This is a genomic window from Hanstruepera flava, from assembly GCF_023634025.1.
Lineage (GTDB): Bacteria > Bacteroidota > Bacteroidia > Flavobacteriales > Flavobacteriaceae > Hanstruepera > Hanstruepera flava.
Genome location: NZ_JALJCW010000001.1, coordinates 210,464 through 228,727, shown reverse-complemented (window position 1 = coordinate 228,727; position 18,264 = coordinate 210,464). Strand labels below are relative to the sequence as shown.

The window sequence follows — 18,264 nt, the reverse complement described above, 5'->3', positions numbered from 1 at the left end:
GAGCAAGTGCAAATGCAAAGAGTATAAAATAATCAATTATTGTTTTTTTATGTGTCATTACTATATATAGAGTTATAATTCTGAACAAAAATATTTTTATTAATTGATATATCAATTATATTTGTATCAAATATATGTTAAATGTTTGAAATAGATCCTCGTAAAAGTATTTTCTATTATATAGATGAGGCTATAAAAGAATATAGAAAGTATGCTCAAAAAAAAATATCGGTCATTGATCCAAATATAACTTTAGATCAGTTACTGACGTTAAACCTTATAAAAGAAGATCCGGATAGTGCTCAAAAAGAGTTAGCTCAAATTCTATTTAAAGACTATGCATCTTTAACTCGAATAATTGAGCTATTGGTAAAAAAGGGCTATTTATCTCGATCAATTAATCAATCAGACAGAAGAAAATTTCTTTTAAAACTTACAGCAAAAGGCTATGCAATTGTTGATAAATTAACTCCTATAATTATTGAAAATAGAAAAATAGCGCTCGAAAATATTTCAGATACCGATTTAAAAAGCTTAAAGACAACATTGAAAAAAATTACAGATAACTGTAATTCTGATTTATAAGACGAATAGGTATCTACTTTTAAACATTAAATCAAACTAGAATTATGAAAATCTTGAAATTAATAAATGATGCCGCCTTTTTAAATATTATTTTTTGTCAATGTTCATTATTACAACATTTATAAATGCTCAATACACAAGTGCAACAAACAAGTCAGAGGTATTACGTTTTCTTGAAGGGCATTGGGATATTAAAATTATGCATTAGAAAATGAAATATGGAATCCCATTGGCAGCACTATTTCTGTTATTATTGTTGAACTAAATGGTAAATTTATTACAGAAAAAGTAAAATATTTAACCATATTTGGTGAGATTAATATGATCGCAAATATAATGTTTTGAAGTGTTTTTAGTTTTTATCAAGACTTTATGGTTGGGACCATTTTTTCAACTTTACAATTTTTAAGGATGTAATTAAAATGTTCAACATCATCTACATTAAGAGACAATATTCCCTTGACCATAATTAAATCGTCTGTTTCATAGGGTTGCTTTTCTTTAAACTGTAACTCTATGGCTGTTTCTGGTCCGCCTACACCGCAAAAGAAGCATGAAGCCATAGGATTTTTTGATAGAATATAGATGTTTTCTGCTGGCGAAATATTTAAAAAGTATCCAATAATTACAATTTCCTTTCCTTCTAAATCTTTTACAGCTTGACTGAATTCTGGGTACAAAAAAGTCTCACCCAAAGCTGGAAAGTATTTTTCTGAAAATTTAACTTGCGCGAGATCATCCCAGGTCACTTTCTTTTGACTGAAACAGGTATAGGTGCTTAAAACTACAAGGGCTATTAAAAGGGCTAATTTATTTTTCATTGCTTAAAATTTTTGAGACGTTCATTGATATGATTGGGAGTATAGATAACGTGATGGCCACTACAATCATTGCAAATACCCATACACTGGTCTGTAATATATCAATATAGGATAAATTTTGCATTATGGTTTGTTTGTATTCTTCTTTAATCATTCTGTAAACAAAAAATAGGCCAGATTGTGAAATGATTACTCCACAGACTGTTGCCAATACGCCTATCAAAAAACCTTCGTAAGCGACAATTTTGATCAATTGAAAATTACTGGCTCCATAGGTTCTAAGTAAGGCCAAATCAAACGCGCGTTCTTTTACCATTTTAAAAAGGCTAATAAAAATGGTGATGCATGAAATGATTAATATGATATAAGCTATCCATGAGATAACCTTTACGCCAATTCCTGTAAATTGAAAAAGACGTTCAATTTCATATTTTGGTAATGCAGCTTGCATGGATGTTTTTTCATTGATCTGTCTCGGAATGGTTAATAGTCCCATGGGACTTTTAAAATTGACTAGTAAAGACGTAATTTCTTTATCCTCATCTATGTGTTCAATATGTTCGCTATGGTCATCATGTCCCTCATGGTTTTCGTGATCTTTATGGTCGTCATGGTCATGTGCTTCCCAAACACTTTCTAAATTGGTTACAATAAGCCTATCAATAACTTTTTGAGTGGGTTTGTAAATACCTACAACAATCAACGGATCAGAATGCACATCCATATCATTATCCATAAAACCATGAGAACTTAAAAAGGTATCGCCAACCTTAAGGTTTAATTGTTGCGCAACGGTATGCCCTAAAACGACTTCCATGGCTTTTTGTGCCAATTGCCCTTTATCAAGCTCGGCTTCATATAAAGCAGCAAATTGCTCGGTTGACCCAACAATTCTAAAGCCTTTATAATTGTCTCCATAAGAAATAGGTACAGCGGTTTTAATCAATGGGTTTTTGCTTATTTTTTTGGCTTCTTGATACGAGATGTTCCCAGTAGGATTGTCTATATGCATGACCGATGCCAATACCAACTGTAAAGGACTTCCTTTAGCACCTATAACCAAATCGATATTACCTAAACTGTTATCAAACTGTTGCTTTACAGCGGTATCCAATTGCCTAATTCCTAAAAGCAACCCAATACTAATAGCCAATGCTATAATACTTAATAACGTATATAAAGGTTTATGAAACAGATTTTTTATGCTGATTTTCCAAATATTCATAACTCCAATATATTTTGAAATAGCGGTTTTACACGTTGGTCATGTGTAATAACCACAAGATTGGCTTTGTTTTTCTTGGCTTGATCTAATAACAAGCTCATAACGGCTTGACAGTTTTCATCATCAAGACTGGCTGTAGGTTCATCGGCTAAAATTAATTTTGGTTCATGTATTACAGACAGCGCAATGCCCAATCGTTGTAATTGACCTTCGCTTAACTCATTAATTTTTTTCGATTTACAGCTTTCTATATTGAGCTGTTGAAGCAAATTTGTAATAGCTGAATGATCAACTTTTTTCTTACAGAAGAATAAGCGAGCCTGGATGTTTTCCATAACGTTTAAAGACCGAACCGCATAGTTTTTTTGAAATACCAAACCAATATTCTCACCAATAAACTTATCCAATTGTTTGCTGTTAAGCGATTGTAAATTGACATCAGTAATGGTTACAGTCCCTGAACTGGGTTTTAACAAACCAGCCATTAGGTGAAGTAAAGTGGTCTTTCCAATTCCAGATTTACCCAGAATAAGCAGGTTTTCAGTTTGATTTAAGTCAATATCAGGGAATTGAAAAACCGTTTCTTTTTGATGGTATTTAAATGTTAGATTTTCCGTACGTACCATATACTTTTTCGAATGGGAATTTAAAACTGCTTTAAAAAGGTTATTTTACTAATACATTGTTTTTTCTGGGTCATAGGATCAAAAAGGTCTGTTTGAATATTATTAAACACCAAATATATGAATGATAATGGCATATATTCCCAACTTAATCTTAAATTCCATTGACCATGTTTATCAAAACTATTGTATTGATAAAAGGTATTGAATAGTATTCTAGGATTTAAGACTAGTCTTAAGTTTGCAGAGTATAATTCTGTGTCTAAATCTTGGGCAGGTAGACCAAGCGCATTAATGTTGTGTTCGGACAACATGTTCTCATTCAGGTTACGCTAATGTACCTATTTGGTGGTTAATTGATCACCTCTTTTTATCGGTTTAGAAATAGTCATAGTACTATATTTTTGAAAACGAGCATTGACGGATTTTTGAAGTTGTTGAACATGTTGTTTGTTGTCTGCTATTTTAGTAAACCTACTTTCCAGTTTTAAATAATCTTCAATGGGTATAGTTGGATATTGAGAATCCAATTTTAAGGTGTTCAGGTTTTGGTTTTTTCTTCTTGGGTCGTTTCTATATAACAGCCATTGTCCTGAAGCAACTGCTGCTTTATGATACTTGCTTGGACTTTTCATGTCGATACCATGATTGCTACTATGGCAATAGGCTATTATGATGGATGGTCCATTAAAACTTTCGGCTTCGTTAAAGGCTTTTAAGGTTTGTTCTTGATTGGCACCAATGGCCACAGACGCTACATATACGTTTTCGTAATTCATGGCATACCAGCCTAAATCCTTTTTTTGCTTGTTTTTGCCACCAAAAGCAAATTTGGCTTGTGCTCCCAGCGGTGTTGCTTTTGAGGCTTGGCCTCCTGTATTGTCATACACCTCGTTATCTAGAATAAGGATGTTGAGGTTTTCGCCAGATGCCATAACATGGTCTAATCCGCCAAAGCCAATGTCGTAAGCCCAACCGTCGCCACCTACAATCCATACGCTCTTTTTGACCAAGTTATCAACTATGTTCAGTAGTCTTTTTGCGACTGGTGAATTGATTTCGAGAAGCTTTTCTTTTAGAGTGCAGATGCGTTCACGTTGTTCGTTAATTTCCTTTTCGTTGTTTTGGGTTGCTTTTAATATGTCGTACGCCAAATCGAAATCCAAAACTGGCAATAAGGATTCCAATAGATTTTTAGCTTGTTTTTCCAATTGGTTTATGGACATTCTGTAGCCTAAACCGAATTCGGCATTATCTTCAAAGAGGGAGTTTGACCAAGCAGGCCCTTGACCCTTACTATTAGTTGACCATGGCGTAGTGGGTAAGGCGCCGCCAAAAATGGAGCTAGAACCTGTAGCATTGGCAATAAGCATACGGTCACCGAATAGTTGTGACATGACCTTTAGGTAAGCCATTTCGCCACAACCTTTATCTCCATTGGCATATTTGAATAAGGGTTCCTGTAGTTGTTGCTGACTGACTTTTTCGGTATTGATTTTGGATCTATCAAATTCTGGAATGGTTTTAAAATGGCTCCAGTTTGATACTTCCTCTTGAAACCTATTTGTTTGTGTAAGTGCGTTAGACGGGCAAACATCCAAACAGTTATTGCAGTGATTGCATTGTTCAGGGTTTACTTGAATGGTATAATTTAGCAAATCAAAATCAAGTGATGTGGTCTGATTGAATGAATCGGGTTTGTCTTTTAAACACTTGTTATCATATACTTTAATACGCAGAGCCGACAATGGGCAAGCCATGCTGCAAGCGCCACATTGCGTACAGGTATTGGCATTCCATGATATGATCTCTTGGTTGTTGGTTGGTGAATTGAACTGCGATGTGTTTGTTGGATACTTACCATCGATAGGAAGGAGGCTTACTGGTACATCATTGCCTCTGTTTGATAATAACTGACCTAAAAGCGTTTGATTGAAAGCTTTGTCAAAGTCTGCTGTAATATATTCAGGATTGTGATTCACTGTTTTATCGACTTGGTAGATGAATTCCTTATATTTTGAAAATTCATTTTTAAACGCATAATCGGATTTTAAAGCCAAGAAGCATGCATGTATAGCTGAAATTGCATTGATTTTCTGTATGTTGGAGGCTTGTATTTCTTCCGTATTTACTGTTAGTAGCTCAATGTTTTTTTCAATGATTTGATACTGTTTATTGGCTGAAAGCATTTGCCAGAGCGCTTTTGTTGAAAGCCGTGTTTTAACCAAAATGGTGCCGCCTATTTTGGTTTTTGAAATGATAGCATCATTATGGTTTAGTTGCGTATCGGTACAACTTATAAAATTGGCTTGCGTGATTAGATACGGTAAGTTAATGGAGCTATTACCCATTCTTAAATGTGCCTCACAGTATGCATCGGACTTTTTATAACTTCTGGTTATGTAATTCTGAACAAAGTGGTCTTTTTGATACCCTAAAAGTTTGGTTATGGTATTAAAACTGTTGACCTCTTCATTTGTTTTTTCTTGATAGAAGATGGCTTCGTAATGGTTGTTATTCAGTTTAAAGGTTTTTGGATAATCCAGGCTTAAATGCGTGACATCGTCGGTTATTCCAATGGTGAAATTATTTTTAGGTTGGTCTTGTTTTAAATTTTGAAAGATGGCGGTCACCATACTTGGTGTGAATTCTTTTGAGGATAGTCCATAACGCCCTCCAACTATTTTAGGCATTGTTGTGATTTTGTTTTCTTGATAAGCCTGATTTAAAGCTTGTACGATATCTAAATATAAGGGTTCGCCAGTTGAGCCAGGTTCTTTGGTTCTGTCCAAAACAGCGATTGATTTCACTGTATTTGGTAAGGCTTTTATAAGGTGTTTGGTGCTAAAGGGCCTGAATAAACGCACTTTAACTAAGCCTAGTTTTTCACCCTTTTCATTTAATTGATTGATTGTCGCCTCAACCGTACTACTAGATGAAGCCATAGCTATAATTATATGTTCGGCTTCAGGATGACCTACATAGTCGAAAAGTTTGTATTCCCTGTCTGTTAATCGGGCGAATTCATCCATCTTTTTTTGAACTACTTCAGGGCATAGCTTGTAATGCGTATTCACGGCTTCACGGCTTTGAAAGAATACATCAGGGCCTTGCGATGTCCCTCTAATTACAGGCTTGTTGGGGTTTAAAGCTCTGTTTCTATGTTGTTCAATATGTTCGTCATCTAACATACGTTGAATAACACTATCTGGGATTAGTGCTATTTTATTCATTTCATGCGATGTTCTAAAACCATCAAAGAAATGCAAAAAAGGAACCCTTGATTCCAAGGTTGCTGCTTGCGCTATGAGTGCAAAATCATAAGCTTCCTGAACCGTTGAACTACCCAACAGAGCATAACCAGACTGACGTACAGCCATAATATCACTATGGTCGCCAAAAACAGAAAGGGCATGGGTCGCGATGCTTCTGGTTGCTACATGAATGACATTTGGTGTTAATTCACCGGCTATTTTATACATATTGGGAAGCATTAACAACAAGCCTTGTGAGGCTGTAAACGTTGTTGCCAAAGACCCTGTTTGCAATGCACCATGCATGGCTCCAGCTACTCCAGCTTCACTTTGCATTTGAAATGCGGAAGGGGTATTGTTAAAGATGTTTATTTTGTTTTCTGCACACCATTGTTCAACCATCTCGCTCATTTCCGAAGCAGGTGTAATAGGATATATGGGAAATACATCGTTTGTTTTAAAGGCTATTTCAGCGACAGCTTGATTGGCATTTAGTATGGCTTGAGGTGCGGGTTTCATTTTTTGTGAATGATGTGATAATGTTATCTTAAAGCAAAAAATGGCTGATCACGTTCTGTGATTCAGCCATTTTTTAAGTTTTACTACTCCTTTACAATTTCTATTGAAACTGGAGTAGGATTGGTAATCATGTCGAAAACTGGAGAAAATTTGGCTAAATTTTCCAATTGTTCAGCTGAAGCATCGGATTTTACCTTTAATTTAAAAGTAATACCGTTAAATCCTGTACGCACTTCAGGATCCAATCCTAAGAATCCGTGTAAGTCGGCATTACCCTCTAAAGAAGAAGATGCGCTCTCGATGTCAATTCCGTTAGCGGCTGCATGGTAGACCATAGCGCCCGTTAAACACGAACCTAAAGCATGTAATAATACCTCTGGTGGTGTTGCAGCTTCGTCTTGGCCTAAAAGGACTTGTGGGTGACTGCATTCCATAGTGAAGGTTTCTTCACGTGATGAATCTTCTGCACCTGCGCCGTAAAAGCTTTTGATGCTCGATACACAATGTCCGCCATCGATCCAGTTGTTTTTAGCTCTAAATTGAAACTTGGCTAACTCTGGTTGTTCTTGAATGTGACTAATTGTTTCTACTAATTGGTCAACGTTTACTCCGTTTTTAACATTTGCTGTTGTAATCATTTTTTTAAAATTTAAATTGTTAAACATTTTTGTTGCCAATATATAAGCAGTAGCTGTGCCAAATTTTATAAATAGTTGATAATCAGTTATTTATTGTATATTTTATTGTAGTGAATTATAACGATATGTCGTTTATTCACGAATTATCGTGAGTTTATTTCCGAGATTTCGTGAATTTTGAGAAGTTTAAATGGGTCTCTCGATACCTAAAGCTTTTATTCTTGAAGCAAGTGTGGTTGGTGGTAGTTTTAATAGTTTGGCGGCACCATTCTCGCCAGAGATTTTCCATTTGGTACGTTTAAGTGCACGTTCAATATTGGCTTTTTCAATTTCTATAAGCTCTGGTGCTGTATAGATTGTATTGGATGTTTGTAGCGTAGTTGCTTCCTGTTCAATACCACCTTGAGGGATAATAGATTGCCAAGAAATGCTATTGTTTTGTGAAATAATAATAGCGCGTTCAATTAAATTTTGAAGTTCACGAACATTGCCTGGCCAATTGTAGTTTATTAAGGCCGCTTTATCTTCTTTGGACAATTGGTTTATAGGTCTGTTCAATTCGCGTGAAAATTCTGCTATCATATGATCGGCAATCAAACAAATATCATTACCACGATCGCGAAGCGGTGGAACTGTAATAGGAAATACATTCAACCTATAAAACAAATCTTCCCGAAACTTTTTATCCTGAACATGTTGCAATAAATCACGATGAGTAGCCGCTATGATGCGAACATCTACCTTTATAGTTTCGGAGCTACCAACAGGATCAAACTCACCTTCTTGAATAACACGCAGTAATTTTGGTTGTAACTCCAAAGGTAATTCACCTATCTCATCTAAAAAGATGGTTCCCTTATCAGCCAACAAAAACCGGCCTTTTCTGGTTGCTGTGGCGCCTGTAAAAGCCCCTTTCTCGTGACCAAACAGTTCGCTTTCAATTAAATTTGTTGGTATCGCACCGCAATTAATACGTATAAGTGGTTTGTCTTTTCTATCACTTAGTTGGTGTATGGCTCTTGCAACAAGCTCTTTTCCTGTGCCAGTTTCACCATTGATGAGAACCGTAGCATTTGTGGATGCCACTTTATTGACAAGTTGCAGTACCTTCTTCATGCTTTTATCTTCAGCTATGATTCCATGGTCGCTGGTGAGTTCCTTAATTTCTTCTTTGAGATACTCCGTCTGTGAGGTTAAAAATTCGATTTTATCTTCTGCTTGAAGCCTGTCTTGAATATTTCTTAAAATTAAGGTGTAGAATGATGTTACATTATCTCCCCATTTGCTTATAGTTCCTTCGTTTAAGGTTTCGGTTTCATGTGATCCTATTACTTTGATGACATCAGGAAGGTAATTGCTGCTCAAGGGCTGGTCGTTATTCAAATCGTTTTTTATAAGATTTTGGATACGATTGGCACTGCTTTCGTCTAAAAATAGTAACAAATTACGTTGGATAACATCGTTATTCTCGAACAATACGCTAGCTGAAGGATTGGTTAGTAGGATTCTAAATTTTTCGTCAAACATAATAATCGCATCCATGGCGCCATCAATCAAGCCACTTAATTTAGAATTGGCTAATTCCAAAGCTTTTTTTGAAGAAGCTAAATTTTCCTGTATGATATCGATATTGCGATGCCTTTTAATAAGTACCGAAAGAATACCTTGCGAAAACCCAATATCATTTGAAATAAGTTGAAAAAAGTGTTCTCTATAAATTTTTAAAACATGAGTTTCTTCTAAAGTAGTAATTGAAGCCGAGCGTTTATTACTATCAATAAGGGCATATTCACCAAAGCATTCGCCAGCGTGCATGTGCCCGAACACATGATTTTTTTCATGTACTTTAACACTGCCTGATAAAATGATGTACATATATTCGCCTACACTGCCTTTTTCAAACACCAATTTATTTTTTCTAAAAGTCTCTCGTTCCAGTACAGTGGTTAAATGTTTAAGGGAGCTTTTGGTGACTTCAGAAAAGAAAGGGATGTTTGATAAAAACTCAATTAGATTTTCAGTTGCGGGTTTAGGCATTGTCTAAAAATTGTCCCATAAATATATTAATATTTATCGTGTTATTGCATCGTTTGTTAATTTGAAAATTAAGTTTAATAATATTTACTTAAATTTAATCTGTTAATTAATTCGTCGTTTAGATGTCTCAACAAAGGTTGCTTGCCGCTATTATGTTTACTGATATTGAGGGTTACACTTCGTTGATGCAACGGGATGAAGCCGAAACAATAGCAATTAGAAATAGGCATCGTGAAACTTTTAAAACTATTACGGCCAAACATAATGGTAACATTATTCAGTATTTTGGAGATGGTACATTAAGTACATTTAAAAGTACTGTTGAGGCTGTAGACTGTGCCATTGAATTACAGATGGAGTTTTTAAAAGAGCCCAAAATTCCTGTAAGGATTGGTATTCATGTTGGTGATATTGTATATTCTAAAGATGATATTATTGGTGATGCTGTAAATGTAGCATCCCGTATTGAGGACTGTGCGCTACCTGGTAGTATATTGATTTCTGACAGGGTACATGACCAAATACGGAACCATAGTCATATTGAATCAAAATTCCTTGACGCGTTTGAATTAAAGAACGTGAACGATACCATGCCATTATTTGCGATATCAAATAAAGGTTTGGTTATCCCCAAAAAGGAAATAATTAAAGAGAAATTAAAAAACTCTGTTCCGCAAAAAAAGAAGCATTTGGGTCTCAAGGTATTAGCTATTGCCTTACTTTTATCAGCTATTGTTTTTACTTTTTATAAGTTGGATTTTTTTAAAGGCAGCAATCCTGTCAATGACAAATCTATAGCTGTACTGCCTTTTGATAACTTGAGTGATGACCATGATGCTGAAATTTTTAGAGATGGCATGACAGAGGATATCCTTACCAATTTATCTAAAATAAAAGACTTGCATGTTATATCCAGAAATTCTGTTATGGGCTATAAAGACACCGACAAGAGTCTGGATAAGATAGCTAAAGAGTTAGGGGTTTCCTATGTTTTGGTGGGTAGTATTTTAAAATATGATAGTGATGTACGAATTAACACCCAATTGATTGAAGTTAGCACAGATAAAATTATTAGCGGCAACAAATACGATGTTGTTTTAACCGATATTTTTAAGGTGCAATCTGAAGTCTCCCAAAAAATTGTTGAAGCTTTAGATATGAGTATTTCCTTTGAAGAACAAAAAGAGTTGGCTACAATACCTGTTCGTGATATTGAAGCCTATAAACTCTTTTTAATGGGAAGAAAGGAGGCCGATAAACGAAATAGCGAAAGTTTGGCAAAAAGTATTGAGCTTTACGAAAAAGCCATTGAGCTTGATTCTAATTACGCTGAAGCCTATGCCGAAATTGCGAATTCCATTTATTTGGAAACCTATTATTCTTCACGAGATCCAGAAGAAGCTTCGCAATTGGCCCACACCTATCTTAATAAAGCCGAACAAATTAATAACAAGGTGTCCAGAATATACTCTGTTAAAGGTTTAATTTATAATATTGAAGGTGAAACAGAAAAGGCAGATGCCGCTTTTAAAAAAGCCATTGCGTTGTCGCCAAACGATGTAACAGCTAGACACCAATATTCAACATTTTTTTATTACAACCAAGAGTACGAAAAACAATTGGAACAAGCAGAAATTGCCTATAGGTTGGATCCGCTGTCATTTGCTACGGCTAATGGATACTTTACGGCTTTAATGGCAAATTATAAATATGATGAAGCTGAACAACTCATGAAAAAGGTTCAAAAGGACGATTCTGGAAATAACGAATTTGTTATCAATAGAAATTTCTTCAGACTGTATTTAGACCAAGATAAATACAACGAGGCTATTGTGCCCTTGCGTAAAATGGTAAAAAAGCAGAATGTTTTTAATAGGTTTTTAGGGTATTGTTACACAAAGGTTGGTGATACGGCCAGTGCTTATAGAATTATAGATTCTATACGAAAAAACGCTACCGAAAGAGAAAAAAGTCACCAGCTGGCTATGGTATATTCCAGTTTAAAACAAACCGATAGCGTGTTGTTTTATTTAGATACGGTTAGAAATAAGCAAACACGAACATTTAAGCGCGAACGAAATGCCTTTTTTGGTTACTTAAAAGACGACCCGCGTTTTATTCAGGTTCTTAAGGATCATGGTATAGATACCAATAAATAAGAATTGGTTGATAACATTATTGCTTCGTAAGCAAAACTGTACTTGACATGAATAGGCGGTACTCACTTTTTTAAAAGCTGCTTCATGACTTTTAAGGTTCCTTACTTCAATAATTTGTATAATTGTAATTATTAAATGATTTTTTGTGAAGTTAAAAGCAATTTATATTTATTTTCTTTTTCTGGCTTTTTTGTCTAGTAAATTACTAGCACAAGAATTACCTCCAATTGAAAGTTTTACGCCTCAACAATATGATGCGGATAATCAAAATTGGGATGTTTCGCAATCGTCCAACAAGTACATTTATATAGCAAACAATAAAGGTTTATTAGAGTATAATGGAGCTACATGGGATTTTTATAAAAATCCAAATGAAACTGTTATGAGGTCTGTTCATGTTGTTGGGGAAAAGGTGTATACAGGTAGCTACATGGAATTTGGTTTTTGGGTTAAGGATGATACAGGAACATTAATTTATACATCTTTATCTAATAAGCTTGAAGGCATTGTTGAGGATGAAGAATTTTGGAAAATCATTAACATTAAAAATTGGATTTTATTCCAATCACTTGACAGAATATATATATACAATACTCTAGATGAAAGCTTTGATGTTGTGGAACCAAAATCTAGCATTGTTAAAATGTACAACATCGAGGATCAAGTGTTTTACCAAGTATTTGGGGAGGGTATTTTTAAGATTGAAAATGGCACTTCAGAACTATTTATAAATTCACCTGAAATTTTAGAATCTAGAGTTGCGAATATGTTTGATTATAATAAGGGTTATTTAGTTTTAACTGAACGAAAAGGGTTTTATTATTTTAAAGATGGCAATTTGACTCGTTGGAATATTGAGTTTGGTGAAAAAATTAAGGACATTACGGTTTATTCTGCTGAAATACTTGAAAATAAAACTATTCTATTGGGAACAATATCTAATGGTTTGATTGCTCTAGACTATGATGGTAATTTACTTTATCATATTAATCAAACTAGAGGGCTTCAAAATAATACTGTTCTTTCAATAATTGAAGATATTGATAATAATATTTGGCTTGGATTAGATAATGGAATCAATTTTATAAAAAGTAACTCGCCATATGATATATATTATGATTATTCAGGTAAATTAGGAACTATTTATACGTCCATTGTATTTAACAATAATATTTATTTAGGTACAAATCAAGGGCTGTTTTATAAGAGAGTTAATAGTAATGAAGAGTTTTTGCTAATTCCAGAAACTAATGGGCAGGTATGGAATTTGTCGGAAATCAATGGAGAGCTATTCTGTGGGCATGATCGTGGTACATTTGTTGTTAAGGATGATAATCGGGCTCTTTTGTTACTTAATACGCAGGGTACTTGGGCCGTTAAATCTATTAAAGATAATCCAAACCTATTGATTCAAGGAACATATGATGGTCTCAATATATTGGAAAGAAAAGTTGGTGAGTGGCGTTTTCGAAACAAAATTAAAGGATTCGATATTTCTTCCAGGTACTTTGAATTAATTGGTCGTAAAGTTTTTGTAAGTCATGAATACAAGGGTGTCTTTAAAATTGAATTGGATTCATCTTTAAAAAAAACAATACAAGTTAATAAAGAACCAGATTTTGAAAAAGACCTGAATTCTGGGTTGATCAAATATAAAGGGTCCGTTTTTTATGCAAATCAAAGTGGTGTTTTCAAATACAATAAATTACAAGACCGCTTTTATAAAGATTCCATTTTTTCAAAGCTATATAGTAAAATTGAGTACACATCTGGAAAACTTATTGTTGATGAAACAAATAAGTTGTGGGGATTCTCAAAGTATAATTTAGCATTTCTAGATTTTGATTCCTTTAGTAATATTCCGGAGCTAACAAATATACCGTTACCAAAAAAACTTATTAATAATAAGAATGGCTATGAAAACATTAGTTATTTGTATGATACCCATTATTTATTAGGAACTTCAAATGGTTATTTAATAATTGATTTATCAAAATTGAAGGTTGACGATAAATTTAATATACTAATCAATCATGTTGAGGCTGGAGCGCTTGATTCAGAAATGAAAAAAGTTTCTCTAGAGGAATTATCAATATTTAAGAATAAGACCAATAATATTTATTTTTCTTTTAGTATTCCGGAATACTTCAAATATTCTGAAAAGCGATATCAATATATTTTAGAAGGTTATAATAACAATTGGAGTAATTGGTCTACAGAAAACGTTCACTTATTTGAAAACCTACCATATGGTGATTATAATTTCAAAGTTAGAGGAAAAATTGGAAATGTAGAAACCATTAATACTGCTTCATTTAACTTTAAAATTAAAAAACCTTGGTATTTGTCAAATCTTTTTCTGGTAATTTATGTTATTATTGGTATTATAATGCTTTTGATTATTCACTTTATTTACAGAGCATATTACAAAAACCAAAGAAAAAAGATATTAGCCCAAACCCAAAAGGACCTCGAATTAAAAGAGTTGGAAAACCAACAGCAGGTTATTAATTTTAAGAATGAGAGTTTAACACAAGATATTGAGAATAAAAATCGTGAGTTGGCGATTTCCACGATGAGTTTAATTAAGAAAAATGAGTTTTTAAATAGCATTAAGGAAGAGTTGAAAAAGATTAATGCAGAAAAGAAGCTCAACCCTGTAATCAGATTGATTGATAAAAATATCAACAACACAAATGATTGGGAAATGTTTGAAGAAGCTTTCAACAATGCTGATAAAGACTTCTTGAAAAAAGTGAAATCCAAACATTCATCCTTAACACATAATGACCTTCGCCTGTGTGCGTATTTGAGACTTAATCTATCTTCAAAAGAAATAGCTCCTTTGTTGAATATCTCTGTGAGGAGTGTTGAAGTAAAACGATATCGATTGCGTAAAAAAATGGAATTAGAGCATGAAACAAGCTTAACAGACTACATATTGGAATTGTAAAGCATACAACAATTAGCTTTTTTGACCATACATTACCACAACATTTTGGTTTTACAGTCTTTATTTTTCTCCCCAATCATAAAAATGTTATGTTGCATTTTCTTCCATTTTAAAAGCAAACATTGATGATTTGATAATTTTTGGTCATATTTTTTGAAATGTATGTTTTTTGTTGGGGTTGAAAATGACAAATTCATAGAATCAAAGGTTAAATTTACAATTATGGTCTTGTGGGTTTCAACTTTATTTATACTAACAGTACGCTCGCTTACTTTATTTCATTAAAAACTTAACACTATGAGAGACAAATTAGTAACAATATTTATATTCTTTTTCACATGTTTTTGCTTTTCCCAACAAAACACAGTAACCGTTAAAAAAGATGCTTCTGGAATGCGATTAATGGTTAATGGTGAAGATTTTATTGTTAATGGTATGAATTGGGATTACATTCCAATAGGTAAAAATACTGTAGATGCTAGATTTTGGGAGAATTCTGACGATATCATTAAAGAAGGGCTTGACACAGAGATGTCCTTATTGAAAAACATGGGCGTAAATGTGATAAGACAATATACAGGAGTGCCAGCAAGATGGATAAAGTATATTTATGATAACTATGGGATTTATACTATGTTGAACCATTCTTTTGGTCGCTATGGATTGACACTTGATGGCGTTTGGACACCCGTAACCATTTACGATGACCCTAATACTCAAGAGTATTTGTTAACAGAAATTGAGGGCCTAGTTAATGAGTATAAAAACACACCTGGATTATTAATGTACCTATTAGGAAACGAAAATAATTATGGTCTTTTCTGGCAAGGTGCTGAAACAGAAGACTTTCCTGACGATGAAAAAGAAAAAGAATATATAGGTGAAAAAAGAGGTAGACCTATGTACCGTTTAATGAATGAAGCTGCAAAACTCATGAAATCGGCAGACCCATCTCATCCTGTGGCTATTTGTAATGGGGATGTTCTCTTTATTGATATTGTAGCTGAAGAATGTAAAGATGTTGATATATATGGAACTAATACTTATCGAGGCGTGTCCTTTACTGACATGTTTGATGTCGTAAAGGAAAAATTAGATATGCCATTATTATTTACTGAATTTGGTGCAGATGCTTTTAATGAAATAGAAAAGAAAGAGGATCAAAAAATGCAGGCATATTATATGTTGGGTAATTGGAAGGAAATTTATGAAAATGCGGCTGGATTGGGTAAGTCTGGAATTTCAATAGGAGGTTTCACCTTTCAGTTTAGCGATGGTTGGTGGAAATATGGGTTCGATGATAGGGTTAATGCTGATGTTCATGATAGTAACGCCTCATGGGCGAATGGTGGATATCCGCATGATTTGGCTCCTGGTGAAAATAATATGAATGAAGAATGGTTTGGAATTTGTGCCAAGGGCCCAACAAATGAGCGAGGCCTTTACGACCTTTATCCACGCGCGGCTTATTATACACTCAAAGAAGCTCATCAATTAAATCCTTATGATGAAGGGATGACTTTAGAATTCTTAAATAATTATTTTAAGAATATTCAAATTATGGATGCCGTTTTAAAGGCAAGAGGTGATAAGGCTGCGCTCGAATCGCAAAGCTCACAAAAATTAGGAATTAGTCAATTAAGAGCTGAATTCACAACTTTTAATACTGGTGGTAGCTTAATTACGACACCTGATGAACCTAGTGAAGATGATTTGGTATTTCCGGATGAGTTAGGTTTTGATCATATGCAATCTTTCTATATTGGAGTAGAAGCTAATCCAACAGCAAACATGAGAGCTAATGTGAATGTGAATATTGTGGGTAATGTAGCCGAAAATCCAATAGATGAAATATTTTATGAAAATAGAGCAAGAACCAGAGCAGTTAACACAGCCGAAGGAGAACTTCAACTTTCGGATATTGAAAGGGTTAAAATATATAGCGCAGAATACGAATGGAACCATAAAGACTTTGATTTAAGAGGATTTTATAGAACCAATCATTATCACTGGCAATATGAAGGCGATTTTTTTGGTTTATATCCAGAGGCCAATTACGGCCCCAATTTAGATATCTACAATGGGGAGATTTCAGGTATGGAAATTGACGCTAAAGGTTCACTTAAAGGATTAAAAGCTGCTTTTGGACCACAATTGTGGTGGGGAGCAAATCCAGCTTTTCTTTTAAAATATGAACGAACTTTTGGTAAGTTTGATGTAGCTGCTGTTTTCCATAATGATATTGATGATGCACCTGAAGCCGTATCTTCTATTGCAGTACCATTACCTCAGACTAGAAGAGCTTCGCTTTATGCTAAAACCAAAATTGGTAATGTAGGCCTTGAGATTGGTGGGATTTGGGCTGGACAACCTCTGAATGGTCGCAAGTTTCAATATGCTGTAGGAGAATCAGGAAATTACACGGTTTATGAAGATGAAATTAAAGGCCAAGATAATTGGGGTGGAAAAGCAAAAATCACCTATTCTAAAGGGCGATTTAATTGGTATGCACAAGGTGCTGTAATGGGATTGGTTGCTAATGGTGGAGCCGATGCTACTCAAACTTTTACAGGCTGGAGACTCAAAGATTCAGGTAGTGGAAACCAAAGCAATTTTTTAACTGGGTTTACTTACTCATTTGGAAACTTACAGGTAGCACCTAATTTCCTATGGCAAAAACCATTGGTTGATCCTATGCCAGGGGATGTTGGCGCTCCAGGACGATTAAGAAATATTCAAGATGATCCATTTGCAGTTAGAGTTAACAGAGAAACGGTGGCTGGTGAATTACTCTTAACTTATGATCCAACGCCAGGAACATGGATGTACCAATGGGACAATGATAGACAAGAAGACGCCAAATTTGCTTTTAGTACTGGTTTTGTTTTTCGTCATTTACCCACTTCACAAGATGCTGCCATTGGTATTTTGCCTGATGGAAGAACTACATTTGCATTTCCAGGAGCAGCTCCAGCAGAGGACCTGTGGGAATCTAATACCAGAATAGTATCTAAAATTCATTCAGATTTTGGAATTATAGCCAACTTGTATTTTGGGAATGCCCAAGCAAATGGTAGTGACCCAAGATTGATTGAACGGTATGGTGGTGATATAAGGGTAATTTATAAAAAATTAAAGGTAGTTTACTCATCAAAGTTCAATGATTGGGGACCTTATGATTATCATCGCGACTTCAACCTGACATTCCCTGTTCAGGTAATGCTTGATTTATCAACTACATTAGGAAAACCGGATTGGTATATTTTACCAAATACACAAATTGGCATTAGAGGGACCTATCGTACTTTAGACCAATATTCTAATAGGTATGCTCCAGCTGCAGTTGAGGGATTTTCTACTTTACCAATATTAAGCCCTGTTGGGTTTCCTGATGGAAACGAATGGGAGATTAGAACATATATCCATATTAACGTAGGTAAATAAAAAAAT

11 protein-coding genes are annotated in these 18,264 nt (G+C 34.4%); 4 read left to right on the top strand and 7 right to left on the bottom strand.

Features of this window, described 5'->3' with window-relative positions; translation table 11 throughout:
• Positions 1-141 precede the first annotated feature (141 nt).
• On the top strand, positions 142-585 hold the full coding sequence (locus tag MTX13_RS01115; RefSeq protein ID WP_250432530.1) for a MarR family winged helix-turn-helix transcriptional regulator: 444 nt from the start codon (positions 142-144) through the stop codon (positions 583-585).
• Positions 586-947: 362 nt separating this feature from the next.
• Here the strand turns inward: MTX13_RS01115 and MTX13_RS01110 are convergent, their stop codons facing one another.
• From MTX13_RS01110 to MTX13_RS01080, 7 genes are all read right to left on the bottom strand, one after another.
• Positions 948-1,406 carry a hypothetical protein gene (locus tag MTX13_RS01110; protein ID WP_250432529.1) on the bottom strand — a complete coding sequence of 153 codons (459 nt, stop codon included), beginning with the start codon at positions 1,404-1,406 and terminating at the stop codon, positions 948-950.
• Positions 1,396-2,631, bottom strand: a complete 1,236-nt coding sequence (locus tag MTX13_RS01105; protein WP_250432528.1) for an ABC transporter permease — start codon at positions 2,629-2,631, stop codon at positions 1,396-1,398. Before MTX13_RS01105 ends, MTX13_RS01110 begins: the two co-directional genes overlap by 11 nt.
• The gene (locus tag MTX13_RS01100) at positions 2,628-3,257 is read right to left on the bottom strand and encodes an ABC transporter ATP-binding protein (protein ID WP_250432527.1); all 630 of its coding nucleotides are present in this window, start codon (positions 3,255-3,257) and stop codon (positions 2,628-2,630) included. The genes MTX13_RS01105 and MTX13_RS01100 overlap by 4 nt, the downstream gene beginning before the upstream one ends.
• Before the next feature lie 20 nt (positions 3,258-3,277).
• Positions 3,278-3,568, bottom strand: coding sequence for a hypothetical protein (locus MTX13_RS01095; RefSeq protein WP_250432526.1), 291 nt, complete (start codon positions 3,566-3,568; stop codon positions 3,278-3,280).
• A 27-nt stretch (positions 3,569-3,595) separates the two neighbouring features.
• Positions 3,596-7,027, bottom strand: coding sequence for a 4Fe-4S binding protein (locus MTX13_RS01090; RefSeq protein WP_250432525.1), 3,432 nt, complete (start codon positions 7,025-7,027; stop codon positions 3,596-3,598).
• A gap of 83 nt (positions 7,028-7,110) precedes the next feature.
• A complete protein-coding gene (locus MTX13_RS01085; RefSeq protein ID WP_104736154.1) occupies positions 7,111-7,665 on the bottom strand; it encodes an OsmC family protein in 555 nt (184 codons plus the stop codon).
• Positions 7,666-7,851: 186 nt separating this feature from the next.
• Positions 7,852-9,702: a sigma 54-interacting transcriptional regulator gene (locus MTX13_RS01080; protein ID WP_250432524.1), complete on the bottom strand. Its 1,851-nt coding sequence runs from the start codon at positions 9,700-9,702 to the stop codon at positions 7,852-7,854.
• A 122-nt stretch (positions 9,703-9,824) separates the two neighbouring features.
• Here MTX13_RS01080 and MTX13_RS01075 point away from each other — a divergent pair, with 122 nt between their 5' ends.
• The 3 genes from MTX13_RS01075 (at position 9,825) to MTX13_RS01065 (ending at position 18,258) form a co-directional block, all read left to right on the top strand.
• Positions 9,825-11,861: a FlgO family outer membrane protein gene (locus tag MTX13_RS01075; RefSeq protein ID WP_250432523.1), complete on the top strand. Its 2,037-nt coding sequence runs from the start codon at positions 9,825-9,827 to the stop codon at positions 11,859-11,861.
• Between the two features lie 145 nt (positions 11,862-12,006).
• Positions 12,007-14,814: a triple tyrosine motif-containing protein gene (locus tag MTX13_RS01070; RefSeq protein ID WP_250432522.1), complete on the top strand. Its 2,808-nt coding sequence runs from the start codon at positions 12,007-12,009 to the stop codon at positions 14,812-14,814.
• 297 nt (positions 14,815-15,111) lie between these two features.
• The gene (locus tag MTX13_RS01065) at positions 15,112-18,258 is read left to right on the top strand and encodes a glycoside hydrolase family 2 TIM barrel-domain containing protein (RefSeq protein ID WP_250432521.1); all 3,147 of its coding nucleotides are present in this window, start codon (positions 15,112-15,114) and stop codon (positions 18,256-18,258) included.
• Positions 18,259-18,264: the final 6 nt, after the last annotated feature.